Origin of the sequence: Halobacillus litoralis (assembly GCF_009856445.1) — a bacterium.
In the GTDB taxonomy this organism is placed as follows: domain Bacteria; phylum Bacillota; class Bacilli; order Bacillales; family Halobacillaceae; genus Halobacillus; species Halobacillus litoralis.
The window spans coordinates 1-22,652 of sequence record NZ_WMFA01000006.1 but is presented as its reverse complement, the minus strand read 5'-3'; the positions used below and the strand labels follow the sequence as shown (position 1 = coordinate 22,652).

The 22,652-nt window shown below is 42.2% G+C and carries 24 protein-coding genes; 16 read left to right on the top strand and 8 right to left on the bottom strand.

Annotated features, from left to right (window positions below):
- Positions 1 to 45: 45 nt before the first annotated feature.
- Positions 46 to 888: a M15 family metallopeptidase gene (locus tag GLW00_RS14440; protein WP_160915242.1), complete on the top strand. Its 843-nt coding sequence runs from the start codon at positions 46 to 48 to the stop codon at positions 886 to 888.
- A gap of 36 nt (positions 889 to 924) precedes the next feature.
- Here GLW00_RS14440 and GLW00_RS14435 read toward each other — a convergent pair whose 3' ends face one another.
- The gene (locus tag GLW00_RS14435; RefSeq protein WP_160915240.1) at positions 925 to 1,545 is read right to left on the bottom strand and encodes an NAD(P)-dependent oxidoreductase; all 621 of its coding nucleotides are present in this window, start codon (positions 1,543 to 1,545) and stop codon (positions 925 to 927) included.
- Positions 1,546 to 1,647: 102 nt separating this feature from the next.
- Here GLW00_RS14435 and GLW00_RS14430 point away from each other — a divergent pair, with 102 nt between their 5' ends.
- Positions 1,648 to 2,943 (top strand): MFS transporter, encoded by a 1,296-nt coding sequence (locus GLW00_RS14430; protein ID WP_160915239.1) that lies wholly within the window; start codon positions 1,648 to 1,650, stop codon positions 2,941 to 2,943.
- Between the two features lies 1 nt (position 2,944).
- Here GLW00_RS14430 and GLW00_RS14425 read toward each other — a convergent pair whose 3' ends face one another.
- The gene (locus tag GLW00_RS14425; RefSeq protein ID WP_160915237.1) at positions 2,945 to 3,859 is read right to left on the bottom strand and encodes a zinc dependent phospholipase C family protein; all 915 of its coding nucleotides are present in this window, start codon (positions 3,857 to 3,859) and stop codon (positions 2,945 to 2,947) included.
- A 728-nt stretch (positions 3,860 to 4,587) separates the two neighbouring features.
- Between GLW00_RS14425 and fumC the strand changes: the two genes are divergently transcribed.
- From fumC to GLW00_RS14410, 3 genes are all read left to right on the top strand, one after another.
- Positions 4,588 to 5,979 (top strand): class II fumarate hydratase, encoded by a 1,392-nt coding sequence (gene fumC / locus GLW00_RS14420; RefSeq protein WP_160915235.1) that lies wholly within the window; start codon positions 4,588 to 4,590, stop codon positions 5,977 to 5,979.
- A 125-nt stretch (positions 5,980 to 6,104) separates the two neighbouring features.
- Positions 6,105 to 6,311, top strand: coding sequence for an alpha/beta-type small acid-soluble spore protein (locus GLW00_RS14415; protein WP_089653219.1), 207 nt, complete (start codon positions 6,105 to 6,107; stop codon positions 6,309 to 6,311).
- A gap of 187 nt (positions 6,312 to 6,498) precedes the next feature.
- Complete coding sequence (locus GLW00_RS14410; protein ID WP_160915233.1) at positions 6,499 to 6,666, top strand: hypothetical protein; 168 nt, start codon at positions 6,499 to 6,501, stop codon at positions 6,664 to 6,666.
- 42 nt (positions 6,667 to 6,708) lie between these two features.
- On the opposite strand, the gene GLW00_RS14405 is transcribed toward GLW00_RS14410, so the two are convergent.
- Positions 6,709 to 7,806: an ABC transporter ATP-binding protein gene (locus tag GLW00_RS14405; RefSeq protein WP_160915231.1), complete on the bottom strand. Its 1,098-nt coding sequence runs from the start codon at positions 7,804 to 7,806 to the stop codon at positions 6,709 to 6,711.
- Between the two features lie 128 nt (positions 7,807 to 7,934).
- Positions 7,935 to 8,828 (bottom strand): PucR family transcriptional regulator, encoded by an 894-nt coding sequence (locus GLW00_RS14400; protein ID WP_160915229.1) that lies wholly within the window; start codon positions 8,826 to 8,828, stop codon positions 7,935 to 7,937.
- A 109-nt stretch (positions 8,829 to 8,937) separates the two neighbouring features.
- On the opposite strand from GLW00_RS14400, the gene GLW00_RS14395 reads away from it, so the two are divergent.
- Positions 8,938 to 9,219, top strand: a complete 282-nt coding sequence (locus GLW00_RS14395; protein ID WP_174787809.1) for a metal-sensitive transcriptional regulator — start codon at positions 8,938 to 8,940, stop codon at positions 9,217 to 9,219.
- Between the two features lie 68 nt (positions 9,220 to 9,287).
- On the opposite strand, the gene GLW00_RS20550 is transcribed toward GLW00_RS14395, so the two are convergent.
- Positions 9,288 to 9,455, bottom strand: coding sequence for a hypothetical protein (locus tag GLW00_RS20550; protein WP_202412517.1), 168 nt, complete (start codon positions 9,453 to 9,455; stop codon positions 9,288 to 9,290).
- A 110-nt stretch (positions 9,456 to 9,565) separates the two neighbouring features.
- Between GLW00_RS20550 and GLW00_RS14390 the strand changes: the two genes are divergently transcribed.
- The 4 genes from GLW00_RS14390 (at position 9,566) to GLW00_RS14375 (ending at position 12,671) form a co-directional block, all read left to right on the top strand.
- A complete protein-coding gene (locus GLW00_RS14390; RefSeq protein WP_160915227.1) occupies positions 9,566 to 9,976 on the top strand; it encodes a ferritin-like domain-containing protein in 411 nt (136 codons plus the stop codon).
- 115 nt (positions 9,977 to 10,091) lie between these two features.
- On the top strand, positions 10,092 to 11,228 hold the full coding sequence (locus tag GLW00_RS14385; protein ID WP_160915225.1) for a DUF445 domain-containing protein: 1,137 nt from the start codon (positions 10,092 to 10,094) through the stop codon (positions 11,226 to 11,228).
- Positions 11,229 to 11,312: 84 nt separating this feature from the next.
- Positions 11,313 to 11,672, top strand: coding sequence for a YlbF/YmcA family competence regulator (locus GLW00_RS14380; protein ID WP_089653229.1), 360 nt, complete (start codon positions 11,313 to 11,315; stop codon positions 11,670 to 11,672).
- 228 nt (positions 11,673 to 11,900) lie between these two features.
- On the top strand, positions 11,901 to 12,671 hold the full coding sequence (locus GLW00_RS14375; protein ID WP_160915223.1) for an enoyl-CoA hydratase: 771 nt from the start codon (positions 11,901 to 11,903) through the stop codon (positions 12,669 to 12,671).
- Between the two features lie 59 nt (positions 12,672 to 12,730).
- Here GLW00_RS14375 and GLW00_RS14370 read toward each other — a convergent pair whose 3' ends face one another.
- Positions 12,731 to 12,916 (bottom strand): YhzD family protein, encoded by a 186-nt coding sequence (locus tag GLW00_RS14370; protein ID WP_089653268.1) that lies wholly within the window; start codon positions 12,914 to 12,916, stop codon positions 12,731 to 12,733.
- A gap of 686 nt (positions 12,917 to 13,602) precedes the next feature.
- Here GLW00_RS14370 and GLW00_RS14365 point away from each other — a divergent pair.
- The 6 genes from GLW00_RS14365 (at position 13,603) to GLW00_RS14340 (ending at position 21,018) form a co-directional block, all read left to right on the top strand.
- Positions 13,603 to 14,502, top strand: a complete 900-nt coding sequence (locus tag GLW00_RS14365) for an ABC transporter ATP-binding protein (RefSeq protein ID WP_160915222.1) — start codon at positions 13,603 to 13,605, stop codon at positions 14,500 to 14,502.
- Positions 14,495 to 15,748, top strand: coding sequence for an ABC transporter permease (locus GLW00_RS14360; RefSeq protein ID WP_160915220.1), 1,254 nt, complete (start codon positions 14,495 to 14,497; stop codon positions 15,746 to 15,748). Before GLW00_RS14365 ends, GLW00_RS14360 begins: the two co-directional genes overlap by 8 nt.
- Positions 15,749 to 15,919: 171 nt before the next feature.
- On the top strand, positions 15,920 to 17,158 hold the full coding sequence (locus GLW00_RS14355; RefSeq protein WP_160915218.1) for a metallophosphoesterase family protein: 1,239 nt from the start codon (positions 15,920 to 15,922) through the stop codon (positions 17,156 to 17,158).
- Positions 17,155 to 20,037 (top strand): ATP-binding protein, encoded by a 2,883-nt coding sequence (locus tag GLW00_RS14350; protein WP_160915216.1) that lies wholly within the window; start codon positions 17,155 to 17,157, stop codon positions 20,035 to 20,037. The genes GLW00_RS14355 and GLW00_RS14350 overlap by 4 nt, the downstream gene beginning before the upstream one ends.
- A gap of 84 nt (positions 20,038 to 20,121) precedes the next feature.
- On the top strand, positions 20,122 to 20,682 hold the full coding sequence (locus GLW00_RS14345) for a GbsR/MarR family transcriptional regulator (protein WP_160915214.1): 561 nt from the start codon (positions 20,122 to 20,124) through the stop codon (positions 20,680 to 20,682).
- 138 nt (positions 20,683 to 20,820) lie between these two features.
- Positions 20,821 to 21,018, top strand: coding sequence for a sporulation YhaL family protein (locus GLW00_RS14340; protein ID WP_146814291.1), 198 nt, complete (start codon positions 20,821 to 20,823; stop codon positions 21,016 to 21,018).
- Between the two features lie 37 nt (positions 21,019 to 21,055).
- On the opposite strand, the gene GLW00_RS14335 is transcribed toward GLW00_RS14340, so the two are convergent.
- Positions 21,056 to 21,997, bottom strand: coding sequence for a peptidylprolyl isomerase (locus GLW00_RS14335; protein WP_160915213.1), 942 nt, complete (start codon positions 21,995 to 21,997; stop codon positions 21,056 to 21,058).
- A gap of 163 nt (positions 21,998 to 22,160) precedes the next feature.
- Positions 22,161 to 22,343: a hypothetical protein gene (locus GLW00_RS14330; RefSeq protein ID WP_035510066.1), complete on the bottom strand. Its 183-nt coding sequence runs from the start codon at positions 22,341 to 22,343 to the stop codon at positions 22,161 to 22,163.
- Positions 22,344 to 22,652: the final 309 nt, after the last annotated feature.

The window sequence follows — 22,652 nt, the reverse complement described above, 5'->3', positions numbered from 1 at the left end:
AATGTTATAGTAAGTGTAACATCACAGACTAGGAAGGTAATACAATTGAAAAAAGTATGGATTCTAACATTCTTAAGTATCAGCTTGACTGCTTGTTCCATCACCTCATCAGGGGGCGAACAAGAATCGAAAGAAGATGTTCCTGCTTCCTCGCAAAAAGAACCGGAACAAAACCCTGCTGATAAGGAAGGTCAATCCTCTTCTTCTAAAGAAACAGAGCAGGCACCTGCTGAAGAAGAAAAGGATACGGCTTCTGACAAAACAGAAAAAGATAAAGTATTAGAGGACGGCACAGTCGAAGTAGGAGAACCTGAGAGCTTACAGGTCGTCGTCAACAAAGGCAGGAAACTACCGGGGGATTATGTTCCCGAAGATTTGACAGTCCCGGATGTTCCTTTTTATTTCACGGAAGACCACCCGAAAAAACAGATGAGAGAAGAAGCTGCTCGTCATTTAGAAGAGCTTTTCACAGCTGCTGAACAGGATGGAATTGATTTAGTAGCCGCTTCAGGATATCGTTCCTATGACCGTCAAAAAAGGATTTACGAAAGAAATGTAGAAGTTTATGGCAAAGAGGAGACAGATACATTTTCAGCACAGCCTGGCACGAGTGAACACCAGACAGGTCTTGCCATGGATGTGACCTCTGCTCAGGTAGCATTTAAACTGGAGCAGTCCTTTGGTGAAACCAATGAGGGAGAATGGCTTGCCGACCATGCGCATGAATACGGGTTTATCATCCGGTATAGAGAAGGTACCAAAGATATCACTGGTTACATGTACGAACCCTGGCATTTAAGGTATGTAGGCAAAGAGTTCTCTACAGATGTTCATGAACAGGCTGTAACCTTAGAGGAATTTTTTGGACTTTACCCTTCCGATCAATAAAAAAAGCCATTTCTCATAAAGAGAGAAATGGCTTTTTTAATAACAGATGCCCACGCGGTGATCTACGAATTCCTTTTTGTGTAGTTCCTGATAGGTGAAAAAAGCGGTGTCTGCTACGGTAATTTTCTTGCCGTCTTCCGGGAGCAAATCACGCTCAAATCGGATATTGCCGTACCTTTCTCCATCAGGTAAGTAAGTTGGACAGATAATAGTCCACTCCAGGTCACTTTCCAATAAAGCTTGATACACTTTGACATGTTCTTCAGCTGCAAATGTCTTCTTGCGTTTGGATTCATTGGTCTGGTAGCGGTACTTTCCTTCTTCGAACCTACTGTTAAGAATGCCAGCCGTTCCAATCGAGACGATTCGTTTGATCCCTTGTTCTTTCATTGCTTTTATTATTAAAGGTACACTCACTGAAAGGGTATCCGTCTTGTCTGTATTCAAGGCACTTACGACTGCATCACAATTGGCAATCGTCTTTCGGACGTCCTTTTCATTTTTTGCATCGCCTATAACCAACTCCGCCCCAGGTATAACTTCCATCGCGCGTTTTTCATCACGAACGAGTGCTTTCACTTCCACCCCATCATCCAGGGCTAATCGTATAATTTCAGAGCCGACTCTTCCCGTTCCACCGAATAAAGCTAATTTCATTAAATCACCTCAAAGATTTGTAAAGTTTAATCATGTCTACGTAATAATGTGAAAATCCTTTGCTATGCTTGTCTAAAAAGATTGTAGATAGGGGATATGACCATGAAAAAGAAACCCGTTTGGAGCTGGATGCTCTATGACTTTGCCAATTCAGCTTTTGCAACGACCATCATGGCTGCTGTTTTACCTATATTCTATTATGATGTAGCGGCTAAAGGTGTTCAAGAATCTTTAGCTGCAAGTTACTGGGGATATTCCCAATCCATTGCCGTCTTAATCGTGGCGATTCTCGCTCCTATTCTTGGGGCGATCAGTGATTATTCGGCAGCAAAGAAAAAGTTTTTAATGTTTTTTGCCTATATGGGCATGATTGCGAGCGTTTTGCTGGCCTTTGTCGGTGAAGGGGATTACATCTTTGCATCTCTATTATTAATCGTGGGTACGATTGGTTTTTCAGGAGCCAATGTATTCTATGATGCTTTTTTACCTGAAGTAGCCAATGAAAAAGATATCGACCAGGTTTCTGCAGCTGGATTCACTTTAGGGTATGTAGGTGGTGGGATCTTGCTCGCCATAAACTTGCTGATGATTATGAAATATGAATGGTTCGGACTGGCGAGTACCTTAACGGGGACGAAGCTTGCCTTTATATCGGTAGGAATTTGGTGGTTTATTTTTTCCATTCCACTTATGAAAAACGTTGTAGAGGAAAAGAAGGTTCAAAGAAAAAGGGAGCATTCTTATATAGCGATTGGCTTCCAACGACTTGGCCGGACATGGAAAGAACTAAGGCAATTTAAACAGCTCCTCATTTTCTTATTGGCATTTTGGCTTTATAACGATGGGATATCAACGATTATAAAAATGGCCACGATATATGGAAGAGATATTGGAATTGATAGTACTTCACTTATTACAGCTTTACTCATCACACAATTCGTTGGAATTCCGTGTACCTTCTTCTTTGGGTGGCTGGCAGGTAAAATAACGCCTAAACGTGCGCTCATGATCTCATTATTTTTCTATTTAATTATCGTAGCACTTGGGTACTTTATGACATCGGCTCTTCATTTTTACATTCTCGCTGTATGTGTAGGTTTCGTACAGGGTGGAGCCCAGGCTTTAAGCCGCTCTATTTTTGGACGAATGGTTCCGGGAGATCGTCACGCGGAGTTTTTCGGTTTTTATGGAATTTCTTCCAAATTTGCTGCCATTTTCGGGCCGTTTGCCTTCGCGATTGTCGGACAACTGACAGGATCCAGCCGTTTTGGGATACTGTCTCTCGTGTTTTTCTTTATCGTTGGCATGATTCTGTTATATGTACTTGATGTGGAAAAAGGGGTAGAGCAGGCGCAGGCCTACACCCGCTCCGAGGAAGAACCCGTCATCCGGTCTTAGTTTACACGATCGGATGACTGTATTGGTTCACCAGCATTTTTTTAAGAGGCTCACCTGTGTCATACGAAATGTTACCAATGATTTTTTGAATGTGAGCCAAAACTTCTGAAGAACCTGTCTTCCAATACTCGAAGATATATTCAAATAGGAGGATCCCTTCATTCTTAGCCTGGGCATATAAATCCAGGAATGACTCGGTACGCTTTTCATTCGTTGCCGGATGACGCCACTCCGTTCTATTTTCATTCAAAAAATCTTTATCTTCATTGATTGGCTGGTGGGAGAAAGAAGATACGAGCGATCCGAACCAATGATTCTTCCATTTCCATGGGTCATACAACACCCTTTGCGCTGCTTGTATATGAAAAAAAGATTCCTGAATCACCTTCTTCTTATGTTTCGCCGTGACTTCAGGATAATGTTTGGTAAGCAGGCCGTGCATAAGGGAGGAAATAGGAAGGACTTGCTTACCTATTTTAATTTTCGTATGAACAGGGTTTTTCCATGTTTTCAACCTTCTCTCGCGGTTAAGCATGACGGTATCTAAGGCTACTTCGAGTTCCTGGTGTTTATTTTTTTCATAACCTGCGTGGTAATGAACGTAAGGGTGAGTATGGCGGTCAAGGACATGGTGGCTGACAAAGCCAAGGATAAAGGCCTGCACTGAGTTTTTCTCTGATTTCCCTCGTTCAATCATATCCATTAAAAAAGGGCCGCATCTTTCCGTATGCATCAACATCCCGATTTCTGTTACCTCTTTGTCAGGTAGAAAAGGCAGAAAGTTATGATAAAAAAACGGATCAGGACCCTGTGCTCCCATATGTAAAGAAGCTGGGGAAGTTTCTAAAAGGTCTTTTCGATCAAGCTCCTCGCACAGCTGATCTACAAACAGGATATGCGTCCATATATTAGGCATGATCATTCTCCATTCTTAATAAGAATTTATTCTACTAACTGGCAGGATTGTGGAAGACTCAGTTTCGAGACTTTCAGGGGTTCGGTGCCCGGGTTGAGCGTCAGGGGTGGCTGAGAAGCTACTCGCTTTCCTGTGGGGGAGTGGCGAGCTTCCTCGGGCTACGCCCTGCGGGATCTCGCCGATCTCCTTTCTCCCACGGGAGTCTCGCAGCTTCCCAACCACCCCATACAATAAAGGTGAAAAACGAACCCCTTTGCCCAGTATGAGTGTCTTTCACATATCCTGAATCTATAGTGATAAAGCGCTCTATAACAGGCTTTATCATTCAAAATGAGGTTGGAGAATCCATGTTGCTCCCCTTTCCTGGAAGTGGTTTCGAGATACTTATATGGCAAAGGAGCTATTCCCCGCAGCCCCATCCACCCAACAAAAATCTCGAAACTGAGTCTTCAACTAAAGGGAGCATGAATGAAAGTGTGAATTCAAAAAAAAAGAGCCTTTCTGCAAAGGCTCTTTTCACCACTTATTACCCACTTGAGAGATCAAGCAAGGAAGGAAGATATGTACCTTTGCTTGATGAATTCATTATACATAAATATCTGAAAAATGTAAATAATCAGACATAAAACTTCGGGAAAATTGTCAAAAAGAGCAGGCATCTGGTGATTGTTCAAAAGATTCTTGATACAATGAAAGGGTATGATGATTTGAGCAAAGGGAGGATATTCATGGATTATCGCATTGAGAAAGATACCATAGGAGAAATCAAAGTACCGAGCGAAAAGTTTTGGGGAGCTCAAACACAGAGAAGTAAACAAAATTTCCCGATCGGCGATGAGAAAATGCCGAAAGAAGTTGTTGAGGGGTTTGCTATCCTTAAAAAAAGTGCAGCAAAAGCGAATGCAGCACTCGGGTTGCTTGAAGAGGAAAAGGCAGACGCTATTGCTTATGCAGCCGACCTCATTATTGCCGGAGAACTTGATGAGCATTTCCCTCTCGTCGTATGGCAGACGGGGAGTGGTACACAGTCTAACATGAATGTGAATGAAGTCATCGCTTATGTGGGTTCACAATGGCTTGAGGATCAAGGTAGTGAAACTCGCCTCCACCCGAACGATGATGTCAATAAATCTCAAAGTTCTAATGATACTTATCCGACAGCGATGCACGTTGCATCTGTCAGAAAGATCGAGGATGTCGTTCTTCCAGCCTTGATCCAATTCAAACATACATTACAAGAAAAAATGGAAGCGTTTAACGATATCGTTAAAATTGGTCGTACTCACTTACAGGACGCTACTCCACTAACCCTGGGGCAGGAAATCAGTGGGTGGCACCGCATGCTTGAAAAAACAGAAAAAATGCTAATAGAAAGTACGGAGTATGTAAAAGAGCTTGCAATTGGCGGAACAGCCGTAGGCACGGGGTTGAATGCCCATGAAGATTTTGCTGACCAGGTTGTCGCTCAAATTAACGAGGCGACAGGAAAAGGGTTTATTTCCGCACCGAACAAGTTCCATGCACTCACTTCGCATGACGAACTTGTTCACACGCATGGGGCTTTGAAAGCCCTGGCTGCTGATCTTATGAAAATAGCCAATGATGTAAGGTGGCTTGCAAGCGGGCCTCGTTGCGGGATTGGCGAAATAACGATTCCAGCGAATGAACCGGGAAGTTCTATCATGCCTGGCAAAGTAAACCCTACACAAAGTGAAGCGGTAACGATGGTTGCGGCACAGGTCATGGGGAACGACGCAACGATCGGCTTTGCCGCTAGCCAAGGGAACTTTGAGCTGAACGTATTCAAACCAGTTATCGCTTATAATTTCTTACAGTCTGCACAACTTCTTGCGGACAGTATCGTTTCTTTCGATGAACGATGTGTGAGTGGACTGGAGCCGAATCATGAGCAGATTGAAAAGTACTTACGCGATTCCTTAATGCTTGTAACAGCTCTTAACCCTCATATTGGATATGAGAATGCAGCGAAAATCGCGAAAAAAGCTTTTGAAAAAGATCAGACATTGAAAGAAACAGCGGTTGAGATGGGGATTCTTACGGAAGATCAGTTTGAAGAATATGTGGATCCTAAAGCGATGACGAAACCAAATACGAAATAATTTTATGTTGTTAGCCATGTTTATTAGCTTAATGTAATTTCTCCAGTAATTACCACCTGTTTTTTTGACATAAAAACATCCAGACCGACCCATACTACGATTACACAAGACAGGAGGTGAGACACATGGCTAACAACAACAGTTCAAACGAGTTGGTTGTACCTGGTGTACAACAAGCTCTAGACCAAATGAAATATGAAATCGCACAAGAATTTGGCGTACAACTTGGTGCTGACTCTACATCCCGTGCTAACGGTTCTGTAGGTGGTGAGATCACTAAGCGTCTTGTCCAAATGGCTGAGCAACAGTTCGGCGGACAACAATACAAATAAATACTTGTGACGAAGGAGGAAGGGTGCGCCCTTCCTCTTTATTTTTTGGATGTTTGAAGCATTCATACGTTGCACAAGGATCGAATTCCCAAGACCGTTTTGAAAGAAGTGGCGAGCGATGCAGGAATGTGGTGTATGCAATGGATGGGCAGCCTCTGAAAGACCTTGCCCAAAATGTGAAGGCACAATGCGGGATCAAGGGCGTGTCACGGATTTTTTAGATGACTACAGTCCTTATCTTGATCAAAAATATACAGATCTCGTGGATGGGGATCTAAATTCATCCATCACGGAGGAATGCGTCCATTTATTTGTTTGTGAAGATTGTGGTTTGAATGATATTCAAGCCACATAAAAAAACGCAGCCCTGAGGCTGCGTTTCTCTTTTTATCTTGTATTAGTGGATGCGTAATTCAGAGTCTTTATCAAAGAAGTGTACTTTGTTCATATCAATGGCTAACGTGATTTGATCTCCACCATTAATGTCAGAACGGGAGTCTACACGAGCGATGAAGTCCTGATCATTCAGTTTGGAATAAAGGTAAGACTCAGAGCCCATCAATTCTGCTACTTCGATATCTGCAGTGATTTTCTTGTCCTGGTTCGCATCAATAAACACTGGCTCATCGTGCATGTCTTCCGGTCTTACACCAAGAATAACTTCTTTGCCGATGTAATTTTGTTCACGAAGAGGTTTCATTTTACCTTCAGGAACAGCGATTTTGACTTCACCCAGTTCGATGTGTCCATCGGCAAGTGTGCCATTTAGGAAGTTCATGGCTGGAGAACCGATGAAGCCGCCTACAAATACATTTTCAGGTTTGTCATAAACATCTTTAGGCGCACCCACTTGTTGAATGACGCCATCTTTCATAACGACAAGTCGTGTGGCCATCGTCATCGCCTCTGTTTGGTCGTGTGTGACGTAGATCGTCGTTGTCTGAAGGCGTTGGTGCAGCTTCTGGATTTCCGCACGCATCTGAACACGAAGTTTCGCATCAAGGTTGGAAAGAGGCTCGTCCATCAAGAATACTTTCGCATCACGTACAATCGCTCGACCAAGAGCAACACGCTGTCTCTGACCACCTGACAGCGCTTTCGGTTTACGATCAAGTAAAGCCTCAAGGCCAAGGATTTGCGCTGCATTATTTACGCGCTTCTCAATTTCATTTTTATCCATCTTACGGAGTTTCAAACCAAATGCCATGTTATCATATACGTTCATGTGTGGGTACAAGGCATAGTTCTGGAAAACCATCGCGATGTCACGGTCTTTCGGAGCTACATCGTTCATGCGTTTTTCATCAATCATGAAATCTCCGTTCGTAATTTCTTCAAGACCTGCAATCATACGAAGCGTCGTAGATTTACCACAACCGGATGGACCAACGAATACGATAAACTCCTTATCCTTGATGTGTAAGTTAAAATCATCTACCGCTTTAACACTTTTATCATAAACTTTATCAATATTGTTCAGTTTAATTTCCGCCATTTTTATATCCCCCTAGTGAATTTGAAATCGCTTTCTTGTGTGATTACAGTGTATCGAAGTTTCTGAAAACGGTAAATGGACAAAGTGCACAAACCTTAGCGTGGGGTGTTTGTGCACTTTGTCGATACTCAGTATTCCATGTGTAATAATGCGAGATAGGTAATGACCGCGCCTTCGAATTGTTTAATATCAAGCCCTGTTTTTTCAATAAACTTATCCACTCGATACTGCAAGCTGTTCCTATGCATATACAGCTTTTTAGCAGCTAACGATGTATTTGAACCTGATTCCAGGAAGATTCGGATGGTCTGTAATAATTCCTTGTCCTTTTCGATGTCCTTAAAAATGGCTCTCAGAATATGTTCCCATTCTTCTTGTGGAAGTGCGTCTATATATAAATAGGGGATAATATCCTTATAGGTAATGATCGAACCTAATTTATGTTCTTTGGCTATCCCCGCGCCATGCTGTGTCCATTTCAAGATTTTTGAGGCATCCTCCGGTTTTGAGGTGAATTCACTAATGAAAAAATGGATATCTGTATAAAAATCACTGCTTAAAACATCTGCCATGCCTTCAAATTCCATGACTTCCTGATTGTTAGTTGTAATTTCCTCTATGATGATTCCATCACGGTCCGACGTCCATAGGAGTGGCATTTCTTGAGGAAATAGTGATTGAAGGGCTTCCTTTACAATATCTTTCTCTGCTTCAACATCTTCAATGGAAAAAAGGACAAAACGATAGGATGCCGGCCACCCCATTTCTGGAATTTCTTCATTTTTATAAAGCAATGAGGACCAATGCTTCTCCCTTTCCGTCATAGTGGATTCTTCCGAGCTTAAAGGCTTAAGGAATATAGAGAGTAATTCAGAAGAATGTTGATCCAGTTCATCTTTTTTAATTCCTACGATTTCCGCATGTTCGGTTTGAAACCATTTGTATTCTAAATGGTTATCAAAACCTAGTTTATTTATCGTGATTGAAGGGTATAAACGTTTAAGTTGGTCTATAACTGACATGAATCTCTTCCTTTTTGGTTGGATATTTACTATTATAGTAATACAATGGACAAAATCCGCAAAGCGTTCAAGTATAAAACGTTGTACCTGAAGAGAGGAGGAGAAGGTATTGGATCAAGTGAAGGATAAAAGTATTTACGGTCCTGAAACGAAAAACCGTTTAAAAAGGATTGAAGGTCAAGTTCGTGGTGTCCTCAAGATGATGGATGAAGATAAAGATTGTAAAGATGTTATTACCCAGTTGTCAGCCGCACGTTCAGCTATGGACCGTGCGATTGGATATATCGTTGCAAAAAATTTAGAAGGCTGTATCCGCGATGCTCATGAGGAAGGCGAATCAGCAGAAGAATTAATTAACGAAGCTGTACAGATGATTGTTAAAAGTCGATAAAGCGATAAAGAAGAAAGCTGTCTCCGGTTGCGTCTGATGAAAGACAAACAGGAGACAGCTTATTCTTTTCATCTTTTCTCTTTCTGCTCGGGAATCTCGTGAGCTTCTCCGATTTGTTCATGTCCATAAACAGGTTTAATCGTGCCTCCTGCCATCCCTTCATTAATCATCCGATCGACGTCCAGTTCAAACTTGTCTTTTCCTTCGGGTGCTTCATGTTTTTTATGCTTCGCCATTCTGTCACCTCCTCTTTTCATTTTGCCCGGATTCTGAGATTCAATGAATGCACAGCAAGCATAAGCTTGTCTTTTCCCTTCATATCCTATTAGTAAGGGGGGGGGATTAAATGCAGGGCTATGGTGAGTCCTTTATCCAAAGGCTACAAAGGTCTATAGAAGAAGAATGGAAGGATCATGATTTTTACAGTCGGCTAAAAGGAGATACAAGTAACCGTTTGTTTGCGGACTATATTATGCATGCCGCAGATGATGAATTAAAACATTATCGAATGTTCCAATACCTTTACTTACAGTTGACAGGAAAATATCATGAATTTGAACCCGAGATGATCAGTTATCGCTCTTTTGAGAAAGGAGTAATCAGGGCTCAGCAAGATGAATTCAAAGCAGCCCAAATGTACAAGGAAATGCTATTTATGGTTCCTTCACCCGTCGCTTATCATGCGGTATTTACAGCCATGATTGATGAGATGGAGCATGCGACTCGGTTCGGTACCATTTATGGGAGACTAAAATAATTCCAGTTCAGAGGCCATGTCTGCACAGGGCCTTTTTTGTTTGATGTTTTACCATTGGCACTTGGCTTTTATATAGATTATACTTGGTACACCATTTGTAGAAAGAGGTTGGAACATGAATTCTGTATTATTAATCTTTATGATGATCGGAATCGGAGCCCTAATCGGAGGGCTTACCAATTCATTAGCCATAAAAATGTTATTCCGTCCATACCGAGCTATTCATATCGGTAACTACCGTCTTCCTTTTACACCAGGTTTGATTCCTAAACGACAACAGGAATTAGCCCAACAATTAGGAAAAATGGTTGTGAATCATCTATTAACACCAGAAGGCATCCGTCGAAAACTCACCCATTCAAGTTTTAAGGCGCAGATGACCACATGGGCAAAAGATGAAGTTCAAACGATGCTCAAAAAAGAAGACACGTTAAAAGAAATCCTCGAAAAATTTCAGATTGATGTTACATCTACATCCATTCAAGGTCATGTGTCCCAGTGGGTGAAGCACCGTTATGAACTGGTCATGAACGAATATCGCGGAAACACAATTGAGGAGTTGTTAACACCTGAGTTGCGGGAAAAAGCAGACCGCGGGGTGGATCAAGCGGCTGCTCATATTCAGGCTAGTATTGAAAGCTATTTCCGCAGTGAAGAAGGGAAAGAGAAAGTTGCAGCTTTAATTGATAACTACTTGGATAATCAAGGATTTCTCGGTAACATGATTTCATCCTTTATGGGTCCTGATGGCCTAACCGAACGTATTTATCCACTGATTTTAAAGTATGTTTCCGATCAGGAAATGGAGGATTGGTTGGAAACGATGCTCCACACTGAGAAAGATAAGCTTTTAACCAAACGAGTGGAGTGGTTTGAAGAACAGATTGGTCGTGAAGCGTTGGGAACAAAGCTTGGAGAACTCGTGGCTCATGCCTTGCCAGTGGAACAATGGATGGGAAGAACAGTGAAGGATTGGACAAGTCCATATGAAGAGAAAATTCTCCATACATTCGTACCTGCAGCCGTAGATCATATCAGTGAACTATTGTCATCCAAGGTAGAGGGCATGATGACACAGCTTCGTTTATCTGAAATTGTCCAGGAGGAAGTCGAAGCTTTCCAAGTGGATCGTCTTGAAGAAATGGTCCTTGGTATTTCCAGGAGAGAATTTAAAATGATTACCTATCTGGGTGCTTTGCTTGGAGGAATGATTGGCCTTCTACAAGCCATTATTGTGCTATTTTTCGGATAATAGTGTATTCCTATACAGACGTATAGGAGTTTGTTATAGTGGGGGAGGAGTGTCAGAACGAAAACTTAGGAGGTTCTTATTTTTATGGCAAATCTATATGATTACGCGTATGATCTAGAAAAAGCAATCCGTAACAGCGAGGAATTCAACGGATTGAAAGAAGCATATGAAGCAGTAATGAACGACGAAGCTGCTAAAAAAATGTTCGACGATTTCCGTCAAACACAAATTACGCTTCAACAAAAGCAGATGCAGGGAGAAGAAATTTCTGAGGAAGAAGTAGAACAAGCTCGTAAAGTCGTTGAGCTTGTACAACAACACCCTCAAATCTCCAAGCTGATGGAAGAAGAGCAACGCTTAAATACAGTCATTAACGACATCAGCCGTATCATTACGAAGCCTCTTGAAGAGCTTTACGGCAACCCTGAAGAGCCACAACAATAAGATAAAATGAAAAAAGGAGCTGGGAAACCAGCTCCTTTTTTTGTCCTCCATTTCTAACTGTGGTTGATGGAGGTGGTCATCGGCCTTAAACCCCATAATTCTTCTATCTTTCATTTATGTAAGAGCTTCTTATAGGAACGACTTTTTTGTCGTCTCTTGCAGGAAAGTAGATGCTGCATGACGAAATTTTAAATCGAGAAGAATTTTTCCAAATATAGGAGGAAAATCATGAAGCATTTCATTGTAGAGGAAAAGGGAAATGTCGTTCATTTAAAAATTGCCCGAGGAGAAAAATATAATGCACTGAATGCAGAGCTGTTGGCGGAATTTGCTGAAGCTGCTCGCGAAGTCAGGCGGTCCGAGGCACAAATTGTACTTTTATATGGAGATGGTGAAGGATTTTGTGCAGGTGGAGATTTAAGCATGATGAAAGAGGTGTCTGACCGAGATACCTATGATGAAGTCATGGACAATATAGAAACAATCGTGAAGACCTTCTATTCCATGCAGAAAATTGTTATATCAGCCCTGCATGGTCCTGTAGTAGGTCTAGGGTTGAGTATTGCATTATCTGCTGATTATGTTATAGCTGAGCCGGATGCCAATTTATCTATGAACTTTATAGGTATTGGACTCGCTCCTGATGGTGGAGGTCATTTTTGGCTGCAGGAACGCTTAGGGACACATCAGGCTAAACATTTCGCTTGGGAAGGTCAGCAAATGAGAGCCAAAGAAGCCTATGATCATAAACTGGTGGATATCGTCGTCAATGGACCTGTACAAGAAGAGGCTGCGCGTCTAGCGCAAGAGTGGAGCAGCCGTCCGTTGAAATCCATGATTGCTACAAAAGAAATATATCACCAACATGGGATGGAACGTTTGTCCCACTACTTAGAGAAAGAGCGTGAGAACCAATGGCGCTTACTGCAAACCGCTGATCATAGCGAAGGGGTTGAAGCATTCTTGAATAAACGAAAGCCGGAGTTTCAAGGCAGATAGTAAAAAGTCGCGCTTAACAGCGCGACTTTTTATGGTTTTACATTTACAGGTTAGTGGTTTTATCTGTGGAACAAAACCAAATGCCCCTCAGGTGCTGCGCAGCGATGGGTATGATTGCTGTATCCTTTCTCTTCGAGCTTCTCTGACCCTAACTTTTTTGCCTGGTCATCATTTTCAGCTTGAAAGGTTTCATCGAGGACATTGGTACCGTCTTTCTCGAATACAGTTAAGTAGTATGTCTTCATAGTTGTTCCTCCTTGAATGAATAGGTATTCATTACATACTTTTGTCATACATCGTCGATATTCCTGCTTGACCAGTGAATTTCCATTAAAAAATTCCCAACAGCATTCCACAATAGCTCCCATTTGTGGAAGACTCAGTTTCGAGACGTTTGTGAGGTGGGTTGGGCTGCGGGGGATGACTCGCTTTCCGCGGGAGCGCGGTGAGCCTCCTCGGACTGCGTCCTGTGGGGTCTCACCATGCACTTTTTTCCCGCAGGAGTCTCGCCATTCCCCTCCGCCCACTTGCTGGAAGAAATTCTCGAAACTACCTTCCAGCAATAGGAGCTTTTATGGTTGAAAATCCTATATCTATGCGGTTTAAGCAGGATTTATAACAGTTTTAGGCAGGGGAATATAAGAGGGATTTCGAGAACCTCATATGGCAAAGGGGCGGAGGGAAACGGTGAGACTCCTGTGGGAAGTGCGTGGTAGATGAGACCCCGCAGAGCGTTAGCTCGAGGAGGCTCATCACTCGCCCACGGAAAGCGAACCTTTTCCCGGAGCTCCTAAATCCACACAAACATCTCGAAATTGAGTCTTCCACAATCCTGCCATATTCCTTAATAAAAGTTTTTTAAGAATGGATAAGAATGAATGAAACCATTGAGTTAAAAATTACGTACATAAGGAGAAAAGGGGGAGAAATGATGACGCTACGATTGGAGAAAGTGACGAAAAGGTTCGGGTCTTTTACAGCCGTTGATGACTTGTCATTGGAAATTCCGGAAAAACAGATCTTTGGTTTTCTAGGTGCGAACGGAGCGGGTAAAACCACTACCTTTCGCATGGTTCTCGGTTTACTAGATCAAACCAGAGGTGAAATATCCTGGAATGGTGGAGATATTGGCTATGATCAGAGCCATTTAATCGGCTATTTACCGGAGGAAAGAGGACTTTATCCCAAGTTGAAAGTCCAGGAACAACTGGTTTATTTAGCGAAATTAAGAGGGATGAAAAAGTCAGAGGCCGTTCAACAGATTAGTCATTGGCTGGATCGGTTTAAGGTACCAGAATACAAAAATAAGAAAGTTGAAGAATTATCAAAAGGAAATCAGCAGAAAATCCAGTTCATCTCCGCTGTGTTACATAAACCAAAATTGTTGATATTGGATGAGCCTTTTTCTGGTCTTGACCCCGTTAATGTGGAGATGTTGAAAAAAGCAGTCATTGATTTGAAAGAAGATGGAACATCGATTGTGTTTTCCTCGCACCGGATGGAGCATGTAGAGGAATTGTGTGAAAGTCTTTGTATTCTCCATCACGGCACACCGGTGGTTCATGGAAAGTTGAAAGAGATTAAAAAATCATTCGGGAAAAAGAATGTGAAAGTCATCGCGGATTTTGACCTTGCTTATTTGGAAAGGGTCCCCGGAGTAATAAAATATAAGCCATTGGGAGATGGCTGTGAAATCCAGATTGAGAGTGAGGAAATTGCTCAGCGTATTTTTGAAGAACTGCAAGGAAAAGGATTTGTACGCAAATTTGATCTGGAAGAGCCGACTTTGAATGATATCTTTATCGAAAAGGTGGGTGCTTCTTATGAATAAATTCTTTATTATGGTTGCTCAGACCTATAAAAACCGTGTGAAATCCAAGTCCTTTCTAATTACGACAATTATTACTGTAGCACTCATTTTTGCTTTATCTAATCTTCAATCCATCATCGAGACATTCAGTGACGTGGATGAAGAAAAGAAAGTGGCCGTTCTGACGGATAATGAAGAATGGTTCCAATCATTAAATCAGGTGGTCTCGATGAATGACAATCTCAGTCTTGAAGAATATGAGGGAAGCCTTGAGGAAGCCCAAGCAGCGGTAGAAGAAGGAGACTTTCAATCTGTCGTTGAAGTGAAACAAGGAGAAGAGGGGCTGCCTGAAGCGACTTATTATGCGAATAAAATCGCGAACACAGGTGAAAGCGATCCAGTCCGCCAGGCGCTTCAACAACTGAAAGTTCAGTATGTGACGGAGCGGGCTGATGTCGATCCTGCCATTATTCAACAAATGAATGCTCCTGTAAGCTTTGAGCTCGTAGCGTTGGAAGAGAGTGCAAAAACGGCAGAAGAACTCAACCAGACACGCGGACTTGTGTACGTCATGCTCTTTTTCCTTTACTTCTCTGTGATCATGTATGGGCAGATGATCTCTACGGAGGTAGCCACAGAAAAATCCAGTCGCGTTATGGAAATTTTAGTTTCCAGTGTATCGCCGGTTTCTCAGATGTTTGCGAAAATTTTCGGCATTGCTTTGCTAGGATTGACGCAATTCGCGATCCTTATATTGGCAGGGTACTTGGGCATCCAACAGAGCAAAACACTTGGAGATGGTTCAATGCTTAGTTTCTTCGGCTTTGACGACATCAATCCTGGTACAATCATTTATGCTGTGGTTTTCTTCATTCTTGGCTATTTGCTTTATGCTACCTTAGCGGCGACTTTGGGATCTCTCGTCAGTCGCCTGGAGGATGCGCAGCAATTATTGGCCCCTATGATTATGCTGGTTGTAGCTGGTTTCCTCATTGCGATGTTTGGCCTTGGCATCCCTGATTCCACTTTCATCACGGTCAGTTCTTATTTTCCGTTCTTTACACCACTGATCATGTTTTTACGTGTAGGGATGTTGGAGATACCGATTTGGGAAGTTGCCTTATCAATCTCTATCCTCGTGGGATCCATTCTTGTGCTTGCGTTGATTGGCGCACGGGTCTACCGTGGCGGTGTACTGATGTATGGGAAGTCCACTTCCTTAAAAGATTTAAAAACGGCTTTACAGCTCTCTAAAAAAGAGAAGTAATGAAAAACCCCTTTGTTAAGGGGTTTTTTGTTTTGGCTGTACATATGCTAAAACTTATGAGATGGATGGGTCACAGAAGAATCCTGTCCTCTTGTTTCTTATGGTATGAGAACGTGCATTCGGTTTTTGGCTCTGTTAAAATGAAAGTAATTATAGAAAAGGAGGCTGATCATGATGGAGTCATCGATTCGATTCATTCACAGCGCAGATTTACATATCGACAGCCTTTTTAAAACAAAGGGATACTTCCCGGGTGAATTGTTAGAAAGGCTGAGACAAAGTACGTTCGAAGCGTTCGACCGTTTAATTCATGCTTGTATAGAAAATAAGGTGGATTTTCTATTGATTGCTGGTGACTTATACAACGAGGACATTCGGAGTATAAAAGCTCAGGTTCATCTTAGACGTGGGTTTGAACGTCTTCAAGAGATGGATATTCATGTTTATATCAGTTATGGTAACCACGATTATATAGAGGGGAAAACATTACCCATTACAATGCCCGACAATGTACATATTTTTCAAAGTCAGAATGTTACCCATCACCCTTTTGAGAAGAATGGGGAGGTACTGGCCCATATTTATGGATTCAGCTATGAGACAAGAGAAGTTCGAGATCGCAAAGTCCCGTTCTTTACCAAGGGAGAGGGGGCGGACTATCACATTGGAATGCTTCACGGCAGCCTGGATACGAATACAGACCATGATGTGTACGCACCTTTTTCATTGCAGGAGTTGAGGAGCCAGGAACTGGACTATTGGGCCTTGGGGCACATCCACAAACGGTCAGTTCTATCGACGGATCCACCCGCCCTTTACCCTGGGAATATTCAGGGGAGATCACGGAAGGAATCGGGAGAGAAAGGTTGTTACCTTGTCGAGCACATTTCTGGAGAATGGAATTATCATTTTGTTCCTCTGCAAAGTATTACCTATGTCTCCACCACGGTGGGTGATCTTGAGAATACACCATCTGAAGAATTGGAGAGAGTGTTGGAGAAGGCGAAAGAAGAAGTCGCTGGCGGTTCTCCTGTCATGTTGACAATCACGTTGGTGGGATATGCAGGCTCTATAGAGGATCTCCAAGAATGGGTAGAAGTCGTTAATGAGAATGAAGACTTTGATTCAGATGATTGGGTCTGGATTGAGGAAATCAAGACCGAAGCTCGCGCAACATGGGATGAAGAGGAGTTAATGGGGGGGTCTCATTTTACTGGTGAACTATTGCGGACTATTTCTGAATTAAATGAAGAAGAAATAGAAGAGTGGCTTTCTCCTTTGTTCAACCATCGAAAAGTATCCAAGTATATACATCCGATTAAAGGTGAAGAAACGGCAGATGTGATCGAACAAACGAAAACACTTCTGTTGGAACGGATGATCACCCATGAGAGGAGGGGGACAATTTGAAGATCATCCATTTATTCATATTCGGATTTGGCAAGTGGAAGGATTATTCTTTGGATTTAACTGATCCATCTCCTCACCTTATCATAGGCGAAAATGAAGCAGGAAAGTCGACGCTCTATGAATTTATCTTGTTTATGTTATTTGGGCTGCCTCCAAAGCAAAGGCTGTCTTTCGTACCTAAAACCGGTGGAAGCATGGGCGGGCGCCTTGTTCTCTCAACTGAAGAATATGGAAGAGTGACGATTGAGAGAAAACACGAACATGAGAACGGAAAAGCGATCTGCCGTTTGGAGACGGGGGAGGAAAAGGATGAATCATGGCTTCGGAACTTGCTGGATGGAATGGGACGCAGAGTATTTGAATCCACCTATAGTTTTAATGCGGAGGACTTGATGGAATTAAAAAATATATCAGGTCATGAGCTAGGAGAAGCCCTTTTGAATATCGGGTTAACTGGATCTGATCAAATTTATCAGACAGAAAAATGGCTTCAAAAACAAATGGATGAACGTTTCAAGCCGAACGGAAAGAAGCCGCTGATTAATGAACAGCTTCGAGTGGTTGAAGAGTTGCAACAGAAGAAAAAAATATTGGATGCGGAAGAAGAAAACTATTTACGGCTTCAACAAACAAAAGATACATTGAATGAACGCATACGTACACTTGGAGAGAACTGGCAGGAAACCATTAATCAAATCTACATAACAGAACAAGTCCTGAAAGTGAGATCTATAATTGTTGATTACCATTTAATAAAGGATGAAGTAGAGAAACAAAACAGAATTTCATTTCCTGAAGCCGGGGTGGAGCGTTATCAACAAGTGAAGGAAGTTCTGTTGCCTCTTCAATCGGAACAAAAGCTATTGGAAACAAATATAGAGGAACTTGAAGCCTCTATTCAACACTTGGAAAACGGAGGAGATCCTTCTCGAGAAGAAGAAGGCGAAAAGCTCCTGGAAACAGGATATCCAAAGTATGAACAAGCTGTCTCTGAGCTTGAGCGCCTTTTACAACAGATCAGTCGAATGGATGAACAGGTAGAGGAAGATAAAAGTCATATTGATGTGCCTTTGGATATAGATGATCTAGAGGAATATCCGCTGCCTTTTTATATCGAAGAAACATGGCGAGCTTTGAAGAAGGAAAAAGATGAAGTGGAACGTGAGGGAGCGTATATCCTGGAACAATCCACTGACATCAATCGGGAGTTTGAAAAGATAGAGGAACGTAAGCATTCGATAGAAAACGAGAGGGTTGGTGAGGAAACAGCCAAAGAATATGAAGAAAAGTTGCAGAGGAGCTATCAGACGGCAGCAGCGTCTGACCAACACATAACAGAGTTAAGGAATAGACGCTTGTTAGGGGGCGTAATGGCCGTGTTTTCACTGGCGATTGGCGGGTTCCTTGAAGGAATGGTGCTATTCATCGTGTGTTTGGCCATAGCCGCTCTTCTTGCCTTGTACAGTTACAGCTGTCACAAAAAGATATTGAAAACATCCAAGCAAAATATGAAGACATCCATTCCGGTGGAAGAAATGGAACAAGCGAGGGCACAGCTGCAGAAATATGAGGCTCAAAAAAATGAGTATCATCATCTCCGCGAGCAGTGGAAGCAGTTGAACCAGGAAGAGATTCGGCTGCAGGAGAAGACTCACCATCTGCAACAGCGAAAAAGAAGATTGGAAAGCACTCTCGACGAACAGCGGAATCTCTATCCTTTCCTAGCTTATTTAGACGTGGAGCACTGGGAAAAGCTCTATCATCTTTTGTCTCAGTTGAAAGAAAAGAAACGCACGCAGAAACGGCTGCTTCAGGACAAAGAGAAGCAGTCTTCCGCAATGAACCAGATCCAAAAAAATCTGGAAGCGTTTTGTAGAAAAGAAAAGTGGGAATTCTACGAAGAGAATATAGAACAGCAGTGGAATCGTTTAAAAGAATGGGTCCAGGAGAAGCGTTATAACAGGCAGAAAATCATCCAGGCAGAAGAGCAGTTGAGAACTTTGTATAAACGGGCGAAAGATAATAATGTGAAGCTGTCTACTTATGTAGCGAAGCAACAGGAACTTTTCAAAGAAGTCGGGGTAGAGAAGGAAGAAGACTTTTACACAAAGGCGAAGCAGAGGGAAAAACAAGAGGATCTGGAAAAGCAGCTCCAGGATTTAGAACGTCAGTTGCAGCGCATGTTGTCGGAAAGAGAGCAGCAGGATTATCTTGTGTGGACGGAGGTGCCAGAAAAAGCTGCACTTTCGGCTCGTCTCGAACGACTTCAAAGCGAAAAACAAACGATTGAAGCTGAACAGAAAAAGACTCATCAGGCTATGGCAGATAACCAGAGTGCCATCCAGCAACTTGAGCACTCTGATGAACGCTCAAGCATTACCCACAAACTTCATAAAGAAAAAGCGGAACTTCAAAAACAGTCGGAAGAATGGGCAGCTTATCAACTGGCCTGGAAGGCATTGGAGAAGACGAAACATGCATACAAAGAAAAATACATGCCACTTATTCTACGGAAAGCTACGAACTATTTTCATAAACTGACGGACGGAAATTATGTGGATGTGAAAATTTCCCCTGATGATGATCGCATTAAGGTTATTAGCAAGCGGGGGTTCACTTATTTTCCAATTGAACTTTCACGAGGCACAAAGGATCAATTGTATGTTTCTTTCCGCTTAGCTCTCGGGGAAACAATGGCGGATGATTTGTCACTGCCATTTCTTGTGGATGATGCCTTTGTTCATTTTGACCAAAAGAGATTAAACATGATGATCCAACTTTTCGAGCAATTATCTAAAAAGCACCAAGTCGTTCTTTTTACATGGCGAGAAGATTTGGAAGAAGTGTTTCAATCTCCTCAAGTCCTACGATTGAGTTAAAATCGATATTAAGGTCGCAATGTAAGGACATTAATGATAAAATGTTTTAAGATTACTGAGGAATAAGCAAATGGAGGGTTTCCATTGCCAGAAACGAACAATAGAGATTGGAACAAATACGAAGAAACGATTGAACAATTTATCCAAGTTATAGCAAAGAATATGAGCCTTTATGGGGTAACCCCGTCCATTGGTCGCTTGTATGGAGTGCTGTACTTTTCACAGGACCCCATGACATTGGATGACATGCGGGAAGCTTTGGAGATGAGTAAGACGAGTATGTCAACAGGCGTCCGTGCTTTATCAGATATGAAGATGGTCGAACCTTCCTTTAAAAAAGGGGTTCGTAAAGACCTTTACAAGTCAGAAGAAGATTGGTATAAATCATTCACTTCCTTGTTTGGCAGCCGCTGGAGGCATCATACAGAGACGAATATTGAAGAAGCGGATGAAGCCATCCAGGAGCTTCAAGAACTGCAAGAGAACACCACAGACGAAGATCTACAAGCAAAAATAACAGAGGATATCGATCGGTTGGAATATGCTCAAAATTATTATCGATGGCTTATGAGATTCATTCATGTGGTAGAATCCGGGGAAATCTTTCAATATGTTCCGAAAATTGATCAAAAAGATAAAAAGTAAAAAATCCGATGGGTCCAGCTTTTCAGCTGGACCCATCGGATTTTTTCTTCTCTTCATAAAGAAGGGAAGGGAGCCTGTATCATATTTGCTTTCAATCGCTCATAGACTAGAGACAAAAGGAGCAGGGAGGATGAATTTATGTTATTCGGTCTTCCGATTTGGGTGTTTCTGTGCATTGTCTTTATATTCATAAGTGGGTATATGGCCATCCGCGCCATGAGAGCGGAGCACAACCTTGAACAAGAGTATATCGAACGCGAAGGTCAAGTGTATTTGAAGCGGATTGAAAAGGAGAAAGAGCGGCGCGGGAAAAGAGATGCCATGATGTCAGAATAAAAGCCAGGTGAGTGGTTCACCTGGCTTTTGGTCTTTGTTATTCTTCTGTATTTTCTTCTGAAGAAGAATTTTCTTCAGAGTTATTTCCCTCTGGATTTGTTCCTTCTTCTACTGGAGCTTCCTCTTTATCAAAGAGACCTTCAAACTCTTCCAGCTTCACATCAATTTCAGAGTTCTGCATAAGCTCATCCATCTTCTTCTGAAGCTCAGCCTGATCGACTTTCTGACTCGTCAATGTACGCTTGATTTCTTCTTTCATTTCTTCATAAGGCTTGATATCTTCTTTGTCACGCTTGTCCGTCACCTTGATGATATGGTAGCCAAATTGAGACTGCACAGGTTCACTGATTTCACCCGGCTCTAATTCGTAGGCTTTATCTTCAAATTCAGCAACCATTTCTCCAGGTCCGAACCAGCCAAGCTTACCACCTTGCTGAGCAGAACCATCAGAAGAATATTCAGCAGCTAACTCTCCGAAGTCTTCCCCATTATCGATTTTTTCTTTAACTTCTTTCGCTGTTTCTTCATCAGAGACTAGGATATGACTCGCTTGGACCTCTGTTTTCATGCGATCATAATAATTTTTCATTTCTTCTTCTGAAATTTCAATTCCTTCAGAAGCGGCTTTTTCCTGCAATAAACTCATACGGATGGTTTCTTTGAAAGCTTCTTCATCGGCAAAGCCATTTTGCTGAAGAATGTTTTCAAAATTATCGCCGTATTGTTCTTTAATTGTGTCTAGTTCCTTGTTTACTTCTTCATCGGAAACCTCGTAATTATTTGCAAGAACTTCTTTCATGACAAGAGTCTGAAGCACTTGCTCACCATACTGAGACTTCAATTCCTGATAAAACTCTTCTTTCGTTACTTCTCCACCATTGGTTTCAACAACAGCTTCTGATTCATCTGCATTTGATGAACAAGCTGACAAGGTGAATACGCTTGCTGCTAATGCAGCGGTGATGGCTATTTTTTTCATAATCCTGACACTCCAAACTTATTGTGAAATTTCGTGACGTAGAGATTTGCTCACAGCCTATGAGTTAATATAACACATTATATAGGCCGTGTTCTATACTGTGTTGTGAAAATATAGAAATTCAAACAAGACATAGAAAAAACAGGCCATCTCCGGCCTGTTTTTAAAGTGTATTAAGCACTTCCACATATGAAGAAATCAATAATATTGTAATCAGTACGTTGATCGTGCGGAATACCCGCGTTTGTTTTTCGTTCGACATTTTCGTCTTAGTGCATAAGGAATGTGTGAGTGAGTTAAACACGAATAAAATGACGAGCGCGTACAAGCTGAATCCAAATGCCATGTTGGTACCTCCTTTATTCCCTATGAAACTACTCTATCAAAGTTTGGGTGGATTGAACAGAAAAAAGCAGGTCCGATTTCCCGGTTGGAACAAAAAAGTCTGATTCAGAAATGAAAAGACAAATTTCGACTTCAACTAAAGCTCCCGTTTGTGGAAGACTCAGTTTCGAGATGTTCGTGTCATTCTAGGGGCTCCGGGAAAAGGTTCGCTTTCCATGGGGCGGGCGGTGAGCCTCCTCAGGCTACGCCTTCCGGGGTCTCACCTGTCCCACACGTCCCATAGGAGTCTCACCGTTTCCCTCCGCCCCTT